The organism is Petroclostridium xylanilyticum, assembly GCF_002252565.1.
GTDB classification, from domain to species: Bacteria; Bacillota; Clostridia; order SK-Y3; family SK-Y3; genus Petroclostridium; species Petroclostridium xylanilyticum.
In genome coordinates this window covers 67,641-83,518 of record NZ_NPML01000004.1, presented here as the reverse complement: position 1 = coordinate 83,518, position 15,878 = coordinate 67,641, and the positions used below count along the sequence as shown (strand labels likewise).

At 46.5% G+C, this 15,878-nt stretch carries 20 protein-coding genes and 2 pseudogenes; 2 read left to right on the top strand and 20 right to left on the bottom strand.

Annotated elements, in window-relative coordinates; all coding sequences use genetic code 11:
- Positions 1–11: 11 nt before the first annotated feature.
- The 5 genes from CIB29_RS02345 to CIB29_RS02325 all read right to left on the bottom strand — a co-directional run bounded on the left by CIB29_RS02345 (position 12) and on the right by CIB29_RS02325 (position 4,256).
- The gene (locus CIB29_RS02345) at positions 12–635 is read right to left on the bottom strand and encodes a hypothetical protein (protein WP_157910184.1); all 624 of its coding nucleotides are present in this window, start codon (positions 633–635) and stop codon (positions 12–14) included.
- 189 nt (positions 636–824) lie between these two features.
- The gene (locus tag CIB29_RS02340) at positions 825–1,181 is read right to left on the bottom strand and encodes a DUF6075 family protein (RefSeq protein ID WP_423241277.1); all 357 of its coding nucleotides are present in this window, start codon (positions 1,179–1,181) and stop codon (positions 825–827) included.
- A 122-nt stretch (positions 1,182–1,303) separates the two neighbouring features.
- Positions 1,304–3,640: a VirB4-like conjugal transfer ATPase, CD1110 family gene (locus tag CIB29_RS02335; protein WP_094546402.1), complete on the bottom strand. Its 2,337-nt coding sequence runs from the start codon at positions 3,638–3,640 to the stop codon at positions 1,304–1,306.
- Positions 3,633–3,998 (bottom strand): PrgI family protein, encoded by a 366-nt coding sequence (locus tag CIB29_RS02330; protein WP_094546401.1) that lies wholly within the window; start codon positions 3,996–3,998, stop codon positions 3,633–3,635. The genes CIB29_RS02335 and CIB29_RS02330 overlap by 8 nt, the downstream gene beginning before the upstream one ends.
- A gap of 60 nt (positions 3,999–4,058) precedes the next feature.
- Positions 4,059–4,256 (bottom strand): hypothetical protein, encoded by a 198-nt coding sequence (locus CIB29_RS02325; protein ID WP_094546399.1) that lies wholly within the window; start codon positions 4,254–4,256, stop codon positions 4,059–4,061.
- A gap of 161 nt (positions 4,257–4,417) precedes the next feature.
- Here CIB29_RS02325 and CIB29_RS02320 point away from each other — a divergent pair, with 161 nt between their 5' ends.
- Complete coding sequence (locus tag CIB29_RS02320) at positions 4,418–4,660, top strand: helix-turn-helix domain-containing protein (protein ID WP_094546397.1); 243 nt, start codon at positions 4,418–4,420, stop codon at positions 4,658–4,660.
- A gap of 84 nt (positions 4,661–4,744) precedes the next feature.
- Positions 4,745–5,155 (top strand): hypothetical protein, encoded by a 411-nt coding sequence (locus CIB29_RS02315; RefSeq protein ID WP_094546395.1) that lies wholly within the window; start codon positions 4,745–4,747, stop codon positions 5,153–5,155.
- Between the two features lie 30 nt (positions 5,156–5,185).
- Here the strand turns inward: CIB29_RS02315 and CIB29_RS02310 are convergent.
- From CIB29_RS02310 to CIB29_RS02240, 15 genes and pseudogenes are all read right to left on the bottom strand, one after another.
- Positions 5,186–5,689 (bottom strand): annotated as a pseudogene (locus CIB29_RS02310) (hypothetical protein); the annotation flags it as partial.
- Positions 5,635–5,997: pseudogene (locus CIB29_RS02305) on the bottom strand (VirD4-like conjugal transfer protein, CD1115 family); the annotation flags it as partial. The pseudogenes CIB29_RS02305 and CIB29_RS02310, both read right to left, overlap by 55 nt.
- A complete protein-coding gene (locus CIB29_RS02300) occupies positions 5,984–6,175 on the bottom strand; it encodes a hypothetical protein (protein ID WP_094546393.1) in 192 nt (63 codons plus the stop codon). The pseudogene CIB29_RS02305 and the gene CIB29_RS02300, both read right to left, overlap by 14 nt.
- Positions 6,176–6,187: 12 nt before the next feature.
- On the bottom strand, positions 6,188–7,078 hold the full coding sequence (locus CIB29_RS02295; protein WP_094546391.1) for an ArdC-like ssDNA-binding domain-containing protein: 891 nt from the start codon (positions 7,076–7,078) through the stop codon (positions 6,188–6,190).
- Between the two features lie 5 nt (positions 7,079–7,083).
- Positions 7,084–7,914, bottom strand: coding sequence for a PcfB family protein (locus CIB29_RS02290; protein ID WP_094546389.1), 831 nt, complete (start codon positions 7,912–7,914; stop codon positions 7,084–7,086).
- Positions 7,865–9,262, bottom strand: a complete 1,398-nt coding sequence (locus CIB29_RS02285) for a relaxase/mobilization nuclease domain-containing protein (protein ID WP_094546387.1) — start codon at positions 9,260–9,262, stop codon at positions 7,865–7,867. Before CIB29_RS02285 ends, CIB29_RS02290 begins: the two co-directional genes overlap by 50 nt.
- Positions 9,222–9,593: a plasmid mobilization protein gene (locus CIB29_RS02280; protein ID WP_094546385.1), complete on the bottom strand. Its 372-nt coding sequence runs from the start codon at positions 9,591–9,593 to the stop codon at positions 9,222–9,224. The genes CIB29_RS02285 and CIB29_RS02280 overlap by 41 nt, the downstream gene beginning before the upstream one ends.
- A gap of 162 nt (positions 9,594–9,755) precedes the next feature.
- Complete coding sequence (locus CIB29_RS02270; RefSeq protein WP_094546381.1) at positions 9,756–9,974, bottom strand: DpnD/PcfM family protein; 219 nt, start codon at positions 9,972–9,974, stop codon at positions 9,756–9,758.
- Between the two features lie 95 nt (positions 9,975–10,069).
- The gene (locus tag CIB29_RS02265; RefSeq protein WP_094546683.1) at positions 10,070–10,291 is read right to left on the bottom strand and encodes a hypothetical protein; all 222 of its coding nucleotides are present in this window, start codon (positions 10,289–10,291) and stop codon (positions 10,070–10,072) included.
- 222 nt (positions 10,292–10,513) lie between these two features.
- Positions 10,514–11,128, bottom strand: a complete 615-nt coding sequence (locus CIB29_RS02260) for an RloB domain-containing protein (protein ID WP_242965029.1) — start codon at positions 11,126–11,128, stop codon at positions 10,514–10,516.
- The gene (locus tag CIB29_RS02255) at positions 11,125–12,426 is read right to left on the bottom strand and encodes an AAA family ATPase (protein WP_094546377.1); all 1,302 of its coding nucleotides are present in this window, start codon (positions 12,424–12,426) and stop codon (positions 11,125–11,127) included. Before CIB29_RS02255 ends, CIB29_RS02260 begins: the two co-directional genes overlap by 4 nt.
- Before the next feature lie 341 nt (positions 12,427–12,767).
- On the bottom strand, positions 12,768–13,718 hold the full coding sequence (locus tag CIB29_RS02250; protein WP_094546375.1) for a DUF3991 and TOPRIM domain-containing protein: 951 nt from the start codon (positions 13,716–13,718) through the stop codon (positions 12,768–12,770).
- A gap of 6 nt (positions 13,719–13,724) precedes the next feature.
- The gene (locus tag CIB29_RS19555; protein ID WP_341444363.1) at positions 13,725–14,045 is read right to left on the bottom strand and encodes an ATP-dependent endonuclease; all 321 of its coding nucleotides are present in this window, start codon (positions 14,043–14,045) and stop codon (positions 13,725–13,727) included.
- A 257-nt stretch (positions 14,046–14,302) separates the two neighbouring features.
- A complete protein-coding gene (locus CIB29_RS02245; protein ID WP_094546373.1) occupies positions 14,303–14,818 on the bottom strand; it encodes a ferritin family protein in 516 nt (171 codons plus the stop codon).
- 228 nt (positions 14,819–15,046) lie between these two features.
- Entirely contained in the window at positions 15,047–15,607 is a 561-nt protein-coding gene (locus tag CIB29_RS02240) for a hemerythrin domain-containing protein (RefSeq protein WP_094546371.1), read from the bottom strand.
- Positions 15,608–15,878 lie beyond the last annotated feature (271 nt).

The window sequence follows — 15,878 nt, the reverse complement described above, 5'->3', positions numbered from 1 at the left end:
GGAGGCTTCCTTTATACTTTTAACACCGGTATCGGCGGCCTGCCTGATGGTGCGTCCCGGTGTGCTTGAGGAATGGAGGGCCTGCGCCGCTGTTTTTTCGGCCGGTTGAAAAAGGGGACGTTTAGCAGGTATTTGTTCGGATATCTGGATTGTATTTGAGCAATATTTTGATTTGCCGTCCGGATTTCACTGATTTGAGAAAATCGCTTTTTCGCTCTGCTTTGAACGAACCTGTGTTTTGCCAATTCATTTGGTTTCGACAGGGTAAATTTCCGCTTGACGGTTTCCTTTGTCCCGGATCGCGCGGCATTCTGCTTTGCCGCCTGCTTTGCTCCGGATTGGGAAACGTTATGTCTCACTGCTTCCTTTGCTTTTATCGAGGTTGTGCCATGTTCCATTGCCAGTTTTGTTTCAGTCCGGGCAACATCCCTGTGTACTGCTTCCTTCACTTCACTTGTGGAGGTGTGATGGGCATTCTCCCTGTTGGAATCGTTGTAACGCGGAGCATCTGCATCCGGCGCACGGCGTTCCTGTACTTTTTCAACCGCCTTCTTGCCGTAGTTTCCAGCGGTATGTCCGGCTTTCCGAACAACGGTTTCTGCACCATGCCGGACGCTGTTTGCGGCATCGTCCACATAGTTGCCGTCCTCGTTATGCCCGAGCCGTTCCGCCTGCTCCTTAGTGCGTATATAGGCGTTTTTTGCCCTGCGGGATACGTCCGTTGCCTTATCCAGCACCTTAATATCCTTGATGGTCGATTTGGTCTTGATTTCCTTCAACACACGCACCTCCTTCCGCAATTTGGTTAAGTCTTTTCAACGGATTTACCGTTCTGATCGGGAAAAATGCAGAGCGGGATGCTCCATGCTTTTGCAATATTCGGGATAACGCAGTCGGATGGCTTCAAAAAAGTAGGGAGCAAAACCGCAGTCAAACAGTTCATAGGGCGTGGAGCGATTCTCATTTCTTTCCTCCGTCCAGCCGTTCCAGAGGTTAAAGGCGAGGCGGCACAGTCGTTGTGTGCTGCCGGTCTGCCATGCAGCCGAAAGGCCCTCCGGCTTTATGATGTCCTCCTTAAAGTCAAAGAGGGAGCGGATATGGCTTCTCGTTTCCGCGCTGATTCCCATTGTGTAGAAAAATGCTTTATGGAAGGTGTCGTTGTTGCGTGCCGCCGCAAGCATATCGAAATAAAAACCTCGTGTTCCTTGTTTGCAAACCGGATATTTTCCATTGTGTTTTCCTCCTTAATATGGTGAAGGGCTGACCGGAAAACCGGCCGGCCCTTCGCATTTGATGGATTGTCCTATATTTCCGCCTGTTCGCCGGGCTTTGTGGTCATCAAGCGGTAAAGCTTGGTGTTGCGCGGGAATTGGTCGGTGAAGGGGACAAGAGAGCTTCCAACTTTAATTAGCCCGTTGCCTGCTTCCACGTTTGTGATGTAGGAAAGCTGCAGGTCGGAAATGTTTAGGAGCCTGGCAAGCTCCATGCGGTCGGTGCTGGCTTGGTTGAGCATGACGATGAATTCACTGTTTGCCAGCATCGTCCTTGCCGTGTGGCTCTGCAAAAGGTCGTCCACGTTTTGGGTGATGCCCGTGCAAAAAGCGCCATACTTTCGGACGCGCTTCCAGAGCGTAAACAGGAAGTTGGCGCTGTACTCATGCTGGAACAGCAGATAAATCTCGTCAATAATGATGAAGGTATTTTTACCTTTTACCCGGTTCTGCGTGATGCGGTTTAAAATACTGTCCAATACTACCAGCATCCCGATGGGAAGGAGCTGCTTGCCCAGGTCGAGGATGTCATAGCAGATGAGGCGGTTGTTCACGTCCACATTGGTCGGCTTGGCAAAGGTGTTCAGGCTGCCGCTGGTAAACAGCTCAATGGCAAGGGCGATTTCCTGCGCTTCCGGCTCCGACTGCTTCAGCAACTCCGCATGGAAGTCCTGCAAGGTGGGCGGGTTATCCCGGTAATTGCTTTGCAGGTACTTCCGGTATACGCCGGCGGTGCAGCGGTCGATGAGAGATTTCTGCTTTGCGCCCAGGTTCTGGCCGCCAATCAACTGCTCGCACAGGGACAGCACAAATTCGGATTTCAGAATGACGGGGTTTGCGCCGTCGCCGTAATCCCGGTTCATGTCCATGGCGTTGATGTGGTTCGAGGAGGTGGCGGAAATATGGATGATCTCACCGCCCATGGCCTTGACAAGGGAAGAATATTCACGCTCGGGATCAATCAGGATAATGTCGTCATCGCTGGCAAGTATCTGGTTGACGATTTCCCGCTTGGCGGTAAAGCTCTTGCCGGAGCCGGATACGCCCAGGATGAAGCTGTTGCCGTTTAGCAGGCACTTGCGGTTGGCGATAATCATATTTTTGCTGATAGCATTTTGTCCGTAGTAGATGCCGCCGCTGTGGGAGATTTCCTGCGCACGGAAGGGGATGAACACCGCCGTGCTTTCGGTGGTCAGCGTCCGGATGGCGTCGATTTTCCGCAGGCCGTAAGGCAGTGCCGTGTTCAGTCCGTCCATCTGCTGGAAGGTCAGGGTGGAGAATTGGCAGAGGTGCTTCCGTGCGGTGGTAAACAGGGTTTCGGTGTCGCTGTCAAGCTGCTCCTTGCTGTCCGCAATATGCACCATCGTCAGGACGGCAAACATCATCCGCTGGTCGCGGGTGGTCAGGTCATCGAGGAATTCCTTGCTTTCCTTGCGCTGCTGCTCCATATCATAGGGGACGACAGCGGAAAAATTGTTGTTCTGGTTCTGCCGCCTCTGCCAGTTGGTGATGTTGGTTTCCACGCCCAAAAGGCGGTTTTCCACCTCCCGCACGGCTTCGTCCGTAGGAATGGGGATGATGTCCAGGGACAGCATTATATTGCGGTTTAAATCACAAAGCTCGGACACCATGCTGTCCTTGATGTAGCTGGCAAACTCCCGCAGAAAAATGACGCGCCCATATTTGCTTCCCATGTGGAAGTGGTCTCTTTCAAATTCAAAGGTGTCGGGACAGATATAGTCCTTGAAATCATGGCCCTTCTTCATGGTGGCGGACAGGTCGAAACGGAAGTCCGTTTCCTCGCCGGCGCGGAAAAAATCGTGCAGGATTCTAAGGCGGTCGGTGGCGTCCAGCTCCGCGCATTTTGAGCCCAGGCGGGAGAAATGGGTTATCAGGTCGGCGCCGATGCGTGAGAAGTAATTGCGGGCTTCTTCAATATTCTTCTTTGCCACCGACACGGTGACATACTTGTCCTGTACAATGCTGTTTGCGCCTGTGGCCTTATCCATAAGCATTTGGTTGTATTCCCTGCGGTACTCGTCCAGACCGTCGTTTTTCAACGGAATGAGGATGGAGCTTTCAAAGTCCGCTTTGTTCAGCCTGCGGTTGTTGATGGTGATTTTGGTGGTGGCTCCGCTGTCAAAGGAATTGAGAAGCTCCGAATAGGACAAAAACATGGCTTCCTTGTCCTCTTTGGAGGCCACCGCGTAATTGATGTCCTCGAAGCGAAAGGATTTGGAAAACTTGTTGCCCACCCGGAAAATCCCATCCGGCCAGATGGTGCGGATAGGGATGGCCTGCTGGACGCCTCCGGGGACGATAAACCTTTCCTTATCCTGCTTCATGATTTTTTGCAGGGTCTTAATCATGTCGTTTCCATTCCTCCTTTTCATGATTCGCGATAACGTTTTTAAGTGCCTCATAGTAGATGTTGGACGGATAAAAGGTCAGCTTTTTAGGTATGAGAAACTCCGATTTGATGTATGCCCACAAAAATTGCTCCGCCGTCATGCCGTGGTACTTGATAAAGCCAAGGGCTGCAAAAGGGAAAACTCCCAAAACACACATCCAGCTTACGGTCTCGGTACCGAAGAAGCCCCGCAGGCCGAAATAGATACATACGGCCACGCCGACGGCCAGGGCAGAAAAAATGAACTGCCGCAGGGACAGTCCAAAAAACATGCTTTCGGTATAATCCCGGATTTCCCGGTTGGTCTTTACTTCCAAAAACAATCACCTCCAAATATGAATAGCGCCTCTTAACGAAGCACCATCAGGTTGTTTGTTTTATCGCTCTTGTTGATTTTTACTATACTTTTCTTTCTCCTTTTGTATCTTGACTACCAATGAGTCAACCTTGCGGTTCTGTTCAATAACTGCCTCATCTTCTGTGAGAGGGGCGCCTTTATTCAAAGCTTCACTTACAAGCTTGTTAAGTTTTTCCTTCTCTTTTTCCAGTTTTTCTTTGAGAGTCTCCTGTTTCATGCTGAAACCTCCTTTGCTTATTTACGTTAATAAATCCTTATCTTAACGTTATACCGTTAGTATAAATTACCTTTTAATCTGCATCAACGGTATTCCGTTAACTTTTTTCCGGATAAATTGATAAGCTTTGATTAACGGAATAACGTTTAAGAGGTGGTAGAATGAATATTTCTCAAGCGGTTGTAAAACGCATTGAAGGGTTGTGCAGGGAACGGAACCTGACAGTCAATGCTCTCAGCAACATTTCAGGCGTCACGCAATCAACCGTAAACGATATTGTAAGCGGTAAGACATATAATGCGGGGATTGTCACCATTAAAAAGCTGTGTGACGGACTCGGAATCAGTGTGCGTGAATTTTTTGACTGCGATTTGTTTTCCAATCTGGAGCAAGAGATAAAATAGTCTGTAATATGGGACAGCCTTCCATTCCTTTTTCCCATGTGCGATAATGGGAATATACAGACTGCGTGGAAAGGAGTGTCCAATATGCCAATCGCGGCAGTTATTTCCCTTTGCCTTACGGCGGGATTGCTTATTCTCTCTTTTATATTTAAAGCAGCCGGAAAAATTCGGCTGACGATACCCATTCTTTGCTTCCTGCTGTTCAGTACCGTGCTGAACAAGTGGGCAGGAGAACATGAGACTTTATCATTCATCATTCTTTTCTCGCTGCTTGGCTTGACCGCGTTAAGCTGGATTGTGTCGCTTATAAAGGCGATACGGCACAAACGTGACGAGAAATACATTGAAGATGATGTCGCGTGGCAGATCCGGCGGGCAAGAGAGGTGGGCGTACCTCTTGGCAAAATTCAGTTTAACGAGCATGGGGATTTGCTTGATCCAAGAACAGGGGAACCTGTTGTTTATGGGGAGGGTGTTCAGTTCAAGGGTATATGACGATACCGGGCAATAATACCCGACTTCTCTTTATAATCCCATCATCTCCCGTACCACCCGGTCGGCCATTTTCACCGCGCCCACCAGCACCAGCATGTTGAAAATCAGCTCCCCTACATAGGACCACACCATCGTCACGGCGCTGGCGCCGGTGTCTACCACCGGGGGGGAGGACGCAAAGACGGAAAAGATGACGCAGGCCAGGACGATGATCGCTCCTTCCATACACACGGCGGCATAGCCTTTCAAAAAGGCTTTGCCGATGCTCTGGCTCGGTTCCCCGGCAAAGGAGGCCAGAGGCACCGGGGCGATGGCGGTATATAAATACAATTTAAAAAACCGGCCATACACCGTCAGGATCATAATGAAGGAAAACACCGTGATGAACAGTCCGCCGATGAGCGTTACCGCCCACAGCGGGATGCTTTCGAAAAATCCGCAGTTTTGAATGGCCTGCACGATTGCTTCCGGCAGCACGGGCGGACATTCTGCGTCAGGATTTTGTTTTTCTGCGGGTCCTTGTCCCGGTACTTTTTATTGACAGCCGCCGCGCCGCCCCAGCGGGCGCTGCCGTGTTCTTCCCTCCGCCGGTAATTGCGCCTGGTGGAAAGATAAATCCCTATACCCATGCCGTATGCGGCGGTAAACAGCAGGATGCACTTGGGTGTGTCGTTTACCCATTGGATATGAAAGGGATTGTCCATCGCCTCCGTGAGGTTGGCAAGGGTTTCGGGAAGTCCGCCGGAAAGGGAAGGGGCGGTCAATAATGCCGCCCACACCACAGGAATTAAAAAAACCGCAAAGAGTATCAGGTTGCTCCTTGCGGTTTCATCGCGCCTCATGGTGGCTCCTGCGCTTTTGTTTTTTTGTCGGGGCGTCAATGGTTTTTAAAAGCAGTTCGTCAACGGCGTCGGTGGGCCGTTCTTCTTTAATCAGGTCGTTTCTGAGCTCATTCAAGGCGTTCACCACAACGCCGTATTCGTAATTGTCCAGGGTAAGCACCCTTTCTTCTTCCTTCATAGGCAATCCCTCCTAACGTTCCGGCTCCTGCTGTATTTGCTGCGAAAGCATCCGGTTCATCCTGCCGGAAATTTCACCGGCAACTTTCCGTATGACCGAAAGCTCGGCACGGACCTCCTGCGGGTCCATGCCCTCCAGCATTTGGGGAGCGCGGTCGAAACGGTAGCCGTTTGTATCCACGCCGTATTGCTTGCAGAGCATATAGGATACGCAGTAAGCGTGGAAGGCATGATCGGAACGGCGGTAGCTACCGTCTCCCGTATCCATTTCCGCATGGGCCAGCTCCTGGGCAAGAGCGCGGAAAATACTCCCGGCGTCCATGCCCCTTCGGATTTGGATTTCCCTTGCTTCCGGACGGTACAGGGCATTTGTGCCTTCCGGCAGGGCATCGCTGATGCGGATGGGTACAGGCGCATGGTCCATCAGGGCTTTGATGCGGGTGCGGTCGTCGGGATAGGTGGGTGTTTCCCGTTTGCGGCTGTTTCCGGTCTGGGAAATGTCGAACATCTTTTTTAGGTTGCAGCTGATGCCGACAGTGCCGTCCTCGCGCTGGTATTCCTCACCCGGCTCCAGGATGTAGAAGCCGGTTTCCTTTTTGCGGATAAATGCGCCTTGCTCCTTCCAAGTGTCAAAGTCCGCAATGCGTGTGGCGTCCGGCTTCTGCGCAAGGATTAAAAGGGCGTTGGCCACGCTGTAGCGGTCAAAGCGGCTCTGCACATCCAGGTACTTCCGGAAGGCAGCACCGTCCCGCGCCACGGTTTGCGCCGTGTCGTCAATCATGGCGTAAACCATTTCCCGCTGTTCCTGCTTCTGCTGCTTCCATGCCTCTTTGTCAAAAGGCCGGTCGTTTTGGCGAGCAGGCTGTTCGCTTTCCTGCCGGAAAAGATCGTCAAAACTGCTCATAAATCTTACCTCGCTTTCGATTTTGGTTTTTTTGATTTAGGTTGCTGCCTGTTAGCTTTGGCATTTTGTTTCACAGCCTGCGGCTGCTCTTTGGCAGGCTCACGCCTGGGTTCCGCCTGTTCCTTTTGAGCGGCCTTGATTTCCCGCAGTTCTTCTCGGACGGACTTTCTCGGCGGCTCAATAGCACCCTCGGCGGCTTTCCCGCTGCGCTCGGAGGTAGGCTCGGACGGAAGGGGTTTCTCCGTCGTCGCCGTTGTGGGGTTTGGGTTGTCGGTCTGTGGGGCGCTTGGCTCCGGCTGATTGGGCTTTGCCATGAGTTCATCCAGAAAATCGTCCGCGCTTTTTTCGGCGGGCGTTCCTTTCTCGAGAGGTGCTTTTTCGTCTGGGCTTTCTTTATGCGGTATATTATCCTTCTGTTTGGCGGCCCTGGATTTCTCGATTTCGTTCTTGATGCTTGCCGTATCCACGGTGGCCAGCTTGAAGCGTTCCACAATGCGGTTGATTTTGGAAGCGTCCTCCGCCCGCACCATGATGTCGCACATCCCGTCCAGGCTCTTTTTGTCCCGCAGGGCGCAGTACAGAACGCCGTAGCGCTTGGCCTCCTGGCAAAACTTCTTTAAGTCCTCGTTGCGCACTGCAAAGACTTTTAGTTCCTTGCCGCTGCGCAAAAGCCCCTCCAGACGGATTTTGCCCTTGGTTTTCTTTTGGCCTTTGAGGACGGCATACAAATAGGCGGCGAGGTTTTTCGCCCCCACGCCGGAGATTTTGGCCATCACTTCGATCCCTTTAAGGCTCATATTGACGATTTGGTCCGCTGCGTCGGCTCCGCTGTTCATAGGTTTTTTCCTCCTTTCCTTGATGGATTTCCTCCTGTTGAACCTGAAGCAGTTTCTTCTTCATTTCTTCGGAACGGGACAGGATGCCCGTACAGAGCTTCACCTCCTTCCGGAGCAGGGACAGCTTACTGGAAAGTTCTGAAATCTGCTGCTTATACTGTGCTGTTTGCTCATCGTCTTTGCATCGGCGCAGCCGATGGTAAAGAGATTTGCAGGCGTCGGACAGGGCTGCCATTTCCTGCTCCAGGCCGTTCTGGTACGTGAGAAGCTGCTCCTTGTTCTCAATGTGATGAGTACACAGCAGCTTGGTTTGAGCAATGAGTTCATCCAAATAGCGGATGTCCTCGCGCAATAAAAAATGCGTCCGTTTGCTGGACGCACGATGTTTTGGCAAAATACCCATTTTGTAGAGGTAGTGGAAGTAGAGCGCCTGCAGGCCCGTGAGCTTTCTTGTCTTTTTGGGATTAAGTCCGCCTTTGACGGCATAGCGTTTTCGCTTCGGCTCCGGCAGGACTTCCGGACGCTTCGGGGCGCGGTTTTGAAGTATCCGCTGCTTGATGGCGTCCTCGGTGTAATCGTCACCCAGGGTTTTCAGCCGGACAAAGCGTTCCTTTCCCGGAGGACGCACCGCCATGTATTTTACGCCGGTTTTTACTTCGTAGCCCTGCTTGCGTAAAGCAGCGATAAACTGCGTGAAGGTCATGGAGGCTGCAATGGCTTTGTCTGCATCCTCGCGGATGAGGCCCCGCCAGGTGGGTTTGCCTTCCTGCTCGGCCTTCCATTCTGCGTAGTGTTTTGATTTGCCCTTTTGTGGGTTTTCTATAACAGACAGGGAATATTCCCGGCACAGCCGGTCGGAGGTCTGCCGCATGAGGGCGTAGGTGGCGTTGTTGTCGTAATACCGCTTGCCGTCCATAAAGGATACGGAGTTCAGGACAAAATGATTGTGAAGATGGTGTTTGTCTAGGTGGGTGGAAACCACCACCTCAAAGCGGTCGCCCCAAAGCTCCTGCGCCAGCTTTACGCCGATGGCGTGGGCGGTTTCGGGAGTGGCTTCCCCCGGAGCGAAGGACTGGTAGCCGTGGAAGGCAAGGATGCCGTCCGTTTTCTGGAATTGCAGCTTTGTCCGGCTCATCTGCTCGCAGGCGGTGGCCGGGTCGCAGTTGATGCCGGTGACGTAAAACTGATTTTCGGTCTTGGCATCCTGCTCGGTATATTCCAGCACGTTCTGCAGGCCCTGAAAATCGGGACTTGAAAAATCCAGGTTCTCGGTTTTTTCGGGATTGGTAGCATAGTCGATCACCCGGTTAAGGCGGTCTGTCACATCCCATATCGCCGTGGTTGCCATTATTTTCCCTCCTTTCCGGCGACGTGACCGCCGCCTGTATATCCAGCACGGCCTTGCGGAGCCGGTTAGCCTCATACTGGAACACCGTCCTGTCGATATGTCCTGTGGCGTTTGCCTTTGCCGCAATCTGGTTTAAGTTGCTGCCGATGGCGTGAAGTTCCCGCATCATGGCGTAATAGTCGGGAGGGGGAAGTTCTTTGGGCACGTAACCGTTGATGAAGGTACGGATAAATGCTTCCTGCGAAAGGCCGGATTTCTTTACCTGCTTTTTTAACCGCTGGCATTCTTGTGCATTCAATCGGAACGTTATTTTGATGCTTCTTTTAAGCATACGGAACCTCCTGTTCTGTTAAGGGTTTCAGGGATTATCCCTGACAAGCGAATAATGCTGGCATTATTCAGTGCTTGCTGCAACACAAGACAACTGTCTTGTGTTGTCATAAAGGTAATGGTTGATTTCAGATACCACCGGCCGAAAAGAAAGAGCAGGAGGTCATCGCTCATACTCATGGCGCTTTTGGTTCCTGCTCCGCGCTTCGATTTCCTTTTCCCGCACGGCAAACTCCACACCAGCAAAGTGTTCCGCATTGAGGATGTATTCTTCGTTGCTGTAGGCTTCCCGCACCATCGCTTCCGCTTGTTGGGCATTTTCTGCTTCGATTTCGACGGTCATGCAAAGGGTTTCTTTGATTTCCGCCTGATAGGTTTTCATAAAAGCAAAGCCTCCTTTCTTGATTTTTGGGCAAAAGAAAAAGGCACTGATTTTTCAGCACCTTTAACACTTTAAGTTTGAAGCTTATTTTTTACTTATGTTGCTCCGCTATCTTTTTCATGTTCTGCCTCTTTGATAATACCATCCAGATATTTATTCAACTCCTCCGGCGTGCAACCTATGTAACCGGCCAGGCGGTCCTGCTCCACAGCCAGCAGTTCCTCCCGTAGCTTCAGCTTTTCGTATTCTTTTTTGAATTCTTTATCTTTCATTAAAAACTCTTTCACTTCGGAATGTTTTACGCCTGCTTTGCTCACTTTTACCCCTCCTTTGCTTCCTCCTAATTCAAAGTAAAAGTTAGTAAAAGTATCTATTTTTGAAAGCTCTGTATGTCCGACCATGTAATCATCTCTTTAAATCAGGCAATATTTTCTTTAATTCTAAAGATTTTCAGCCAAATTTTAAATATAAATAGTTTTATCATTTCTTTTAATATATCACGTTATTCTCTATTTACATATGCCATTATTGTTTCATCTTTATAGTTCTCCGCAATCATGCAAGACAATTTTTAGAAAATTATGAATGGAGAAGTCCGGATTGCTATAGCAGGCGACAGTACCTACCATAAAGCAGTCGGATTGCAATTTCCCGGCCCGGATTTGATCTGCCCGCCTGATTGCATGTCTTACATCTTCAAGGGTAATCTGCTTTAGTATCCTTTCAAGATTAGCTTTTTCTTTAATGTCCGCCTCCCGGTTCAATCCATAGATTCTGCGTACATCGGCAATGTAAGCGTCATTTGTAGCAACCGGCCTGTTGAAATCTTCCTTATGAAGAATAAACCACAAGTCTATGTTTACATTGCTGTATGCATGATAAACATTTTTTCCATTTTCTCTCCGGCTTTTTCGTTGAAGTTGTTCACAGATTTCTATGTTTTGACGAAACTCCGTATCTTTGAAATCATAATCAAACAGAGCGGCATTATCGTACTCAGTGTAGTTTTTCTTTAGTCTTTCAGGCAAACCGTATGTCGTGTTGAAAGTAACAACACGTTCCGGGAATTTTTTCAACAGAAAAGCCACTCGCTTTAAATACATTTCTTCCTGTTGCCCTTCACAAACGCAAAAGTAGGTTTTACGATACATCATACTTCCTCCTTTGCTTCTTTGGTGAAAAGCTTGGAAAAGTCAATATACGGAAGTGTACCGTATTTCCCTTTAAAATAATTTAACAGATAGTTCTGGTCATTCCTGACATCTGTGGAACCAAAATCAGCCAGCGAATAAATAGTGCTCTCAAAAGTGTCCTTATCTTTTTCGACAAATTTGATTTGGTCACGCCGGAATATCTTGTTGCTCAGATAAATCGGGTTATGCGTAGTAAAGATAAGCTGTGCTCCTTTTTCATTTACCGATTGATCATTGAAAAGAGCGATGATGCCTTTAATCAATTCGGGATGGATTGCCGCATCAAATTCATCCAGTACGAATATGCCTCCCTTCGTGAACAAGTTTTCAAATGGAATGGCAAAATCCAAAAGCTTCAAGGTTCCTCTTGATTCCATCAATTCTGCAGGGACCATTACATCCCCATTGCCGGATTTGTAGATAGAAACAAGCCGCATGTCGGCAGAATGCTCATCCTCGGATTTTTGGGATTTGAACAGGATTCGCTGAGGACCGAAATCCGCATTTTTTACAAAGCCGTCAAGAGTTTTGTTCCACGCGAGAAAATCTTTATCCGGCATATCGGTCATAGAAAATGTAAGGTTCGCTTTCTTAAGAGTAAAATCACTTACCACAATCAGCTTGTTTTTAAAAAAATCAATAACTTTATCGGCAATTTCGCTGCTAACAACCGTTTTAAACGCATGTGTTAAAAATAATTCGGCCGGGTCAAGGTTTTTATTGATTTTATTTTCAAATTCTCCCAAAAGCTTTTCGTTATACTGTATAAGGGAAAGCACTTTCTTATCCCGTTTGATAGCAACCCGTTGCAGATCCCGCTCAAAAATCTGAATCATTCCCTTGTTGCTCTTTATCCATAGATTTTCTGATATAATCTGCCGTTTTTCCTTGTCAAACAGCTTGGTCATGACTTCAAAGGAATATATAAAATGAGCACCTTCGTTTGTAAACTCCACTTCAAATAACATGGGGTTTTGTTCCGGACAATGGGCAAAAGGGTATAATTCAAGATTATTCAAATCCGTAGACGGAGCCTCAAGAGAACCTTGTAATACGATCTCCCGCATTAGCGCCAGGGACATAATAATATTGGATTTTCCGCTGGCGTTTGCACCATATATGACAGCAGAGGGAAGGATACGCAGTCCATTTTCGCGGATGAGATTTTCATCCAAAGTTCGCTGTGCTCCTGCTCCCATATTCAGTTGGGTCTTGCCCTTGAAGGAGCGGAAATTTTGGAATACATATTTTATTAGCATAAAGCATCCTCCTTAAAATTTGCTATAATCCCGTAATTCCTCTCCTATATTATACCCAATTTCCGCGTATAATACAATGCGATTGAGGAAAAATCTCAAATTGTTTATTTTAAGGATGCTTATAATTGGCGCACTTTAAAATTTAAAAATTCCTCTATTAAAAGTGCGCCAATTTCATCGATAACAACATTAATTTAGTTTATCTTTAATGTTTGTTATCGATATAACCCGGCTTGTATAATTTCTAAAAGCTCGTCGTAGAGGATATTGTTGCTATTTTTATTTTTCTCCCGCTATCACCTTTATTTCAGCGATAACATGCCGTAAATAAAACTTTCAACTTATTCACGTTCTCGCGGCTGCCGTATCTTTAAGGTGATTTTCAGATAGTCGTTAACATCCTTTCCGCACTTCGGCGGTTCGTCGGAAACAGTGTAGATGGGCGGGAGAATGGTTTTGATGGTTTTTGCCGCCAGCCGTCCGGCCGTGTCGTTGTCCAGATGCAAAGCAATTTCCTTGATTTGCGGGAAGTCTTTTAAGTATTGCATGAGCGCGGTGGGTGGAGTACTTTCCTCAATAATCTTTTTCGGCTTGTAAATGCCCACTAGGGACAGACAGCAATCCTGCCGCCAGTCCCTGTCGGCAAGCAGCTCCAGCGTGCCATAGGAAAGCAGGTCAATGGCGCTTTCAAACAGATGGAGCCTGCGGCTTTCCTGCCGTGCAGGAATAGAGAAGGAGAAGTGCTTATTGCTTCCGTTGACTTCTCCCATATACCGCTTGTTGGTTGTACCCCGGAGTGTCGCATATTTGGGAAAATCCTGCCTGTCAAAGCTGATAAAGACCGCATTGTGATAATCATGGCTTTCATAGAGACGATTGGTCCGGATGCAGTAGTCTATAATCTCCCGGTGGATGCCGCGCCCCATGAGATAGGCAATCACGCGGTCATTGTTTTCGTTTTTCTCCGGCAATAGCAGTTTTTTTTGCTCGGAGGGTTCCTGTGATTTTGGCGAAACAGGCGGCGTGACAGCCGCCTGTCTGTCTATCTGAAGCACCGCTTCGGGGAGCGTCATGCCCCGCACCTTGATGAGATAGTCCAGGGCAGAGCGCCCGCCGATGTTGCGCGACCACCAGCACCATTTCCCGTTGCTGATTTTCAGGCTGTCATGGGTGCGGGTGGTATAGACGTTGCCTGAAAAGCGCACCAGCTCCTGGGGTTCATAGTATTGCAGATAGGTCAGCAGGTCCATCTGCTTTGCGCGCTCAATCTGCTCCGGTGTTACATAGGGCATGTTTTTTCACCTCATCTTGTACTCATAATTACTATCTTTGTTTAGTTCAAATGGATAACAAGAATTAAATTTTGAACCTTTAACTCCCTTTTCTTTTCTTACAGGATCTAAATCCGTTATTACAGCCACTCTTTTGTTTATTGCATATTGACTTTTGTCTCTATCAAAAAGTTTTAAAAAATGCGTAAAGTACCTACCCCCAATATTTATGACAGCTGTATGACTATCAACTAAATCACTTTTTAAATAATTAGCAAATATAGGTAATAATAATTGCTCACTAATACCTTCAACAAGTACAACTCTTTCTTCGGCACCAACGGAGATTTAAAAAAGTGAACAAACGGAGAACAAAAAAACTACCAAAATTTTGGTAGTTTTTTTGTTTTGTGTATTAGTTTTCAAATTATATCCCAAATATTTATTGCCTTGAGCATTTTGACCTATATAGTTCACAGTTCTCAGTTCACAGTAGTAAACGATTTAATAACTTTTACTGTGAACCGTGAACTGTGAACTTATTTACTTTATCTGTCATGTAAAATCATTATCAGTAAATATATAGTTAGAAAATTTTAATTTTCCTATTTCTCTTTATAACACTCATTTTTTGAGTATAAGAGATTATATAGGTTTCCATGCCTTAACTCATCTGTAATAATTTCAGTAAGCATATTTATCTGTCGTCTGTCTTGCAGAGCAAAGAGTATTTTTCTATATTTTTCGACAGCTGCCAGTTCTCCTAACATCGCCTTTTTTAAACCTGCACAATAAGACGCCGGCTTAGTAAATTCGCCTTCCGGCGGTGGCGGAAGCATTTGACCTGTCAGCTCATAGTAAATATTTTTGAATAATCTGAAATGTTTTAACTCATCATCTCGGATACCTCTAATGATACTTTTATCTTCTTCTGGAGCTATCGTCACCAGATAATTGTAGAACATTTCATCTTCTCTTTCTCCAGATACAGCTTCCCTTATGAGTTGTAGCGCCATAGGTAAATTATAAGGGTAAGTATATATATCTTGTGGCATCATATACGGACTCTGTGGCATGATTGGATACATATATCCAGGCATATAGTCATTATAATACTGCATTGCTGTCCCCCCAAATAATAAATATATAAACGGTTTTATCTGTTACAATATACTATATGCTTTATACTCACAAAGTGTTCAACTAAAAATAAATTTTTACAATCCTGATTAGATTCTTCACGAAGACATTGATTGCCTCTGAAGCCTTTGTGGCTACTACAAAAGTCAATGGCAAGCAGGAAAAGCGTATAACATGAAAAGAATCTAAAAAGTAGATACATAATTTCATTAATGTAAACCAACCATTTTTTCCATTTGTTCTACCATAGTAATATATTTTTTTCTTTTTTCGATATTTTCAGGCTTGTTTTCTATTTCTTCACTGATTTTATTAATTTCATGAATAGTTTCTGGTTTTAAATTTTGCGCACCATAGTTGTACAGTGCATTATCTTCTTTATGTATATGCCGTGTGAGTAAATCAGTATAAGCAATGGCATTTGCAATGACATCCAATCTTGCTTCTCTATTCCCCGCCCTACACTGTTCCAGTGCATTATCCAGGTTAAACATAAATAATCTGCCTAAATCATGTTCGGTAAACATTCCCTCTACTGCACTTATTTGTGCAGGAGTTGTAAGCTCCTCTCTCATCTTTTTAAAAAGTACATCCTCTTCCTTGCCATGATGGTATTTATCTGCATAATTCCTGACGAAATCAATTGCATTGTAGAATAACTCATAATTTATTTCTTTGCCATCTAAAATGTCAAGACAAGCTTTTCGAAAAACCTTTAATACTCTCTTTATGTATTTATGCTCATCTTTCATCACTTGTACAGCATCCACAAAATCACCTCTTATAAATTAATTCTAAAAGATATAGTAGTGTACTGTACTGATATTTATTACTATATCCAGTCATTACTTTTTTAGTATATTCTCTAATATATTTTCTTCACATATCAATTTAATTATAACAACCTTATTATAATTCATAATATTTCTACTGTTTCACAAGATTCATTGTTTAAAATTTTTTGACAGTCCATTAAAAAACTTTTTTATATTCCCTGTATATAATTCCATTCATAAGAATCTTCCCTAACAATTTAAGTTC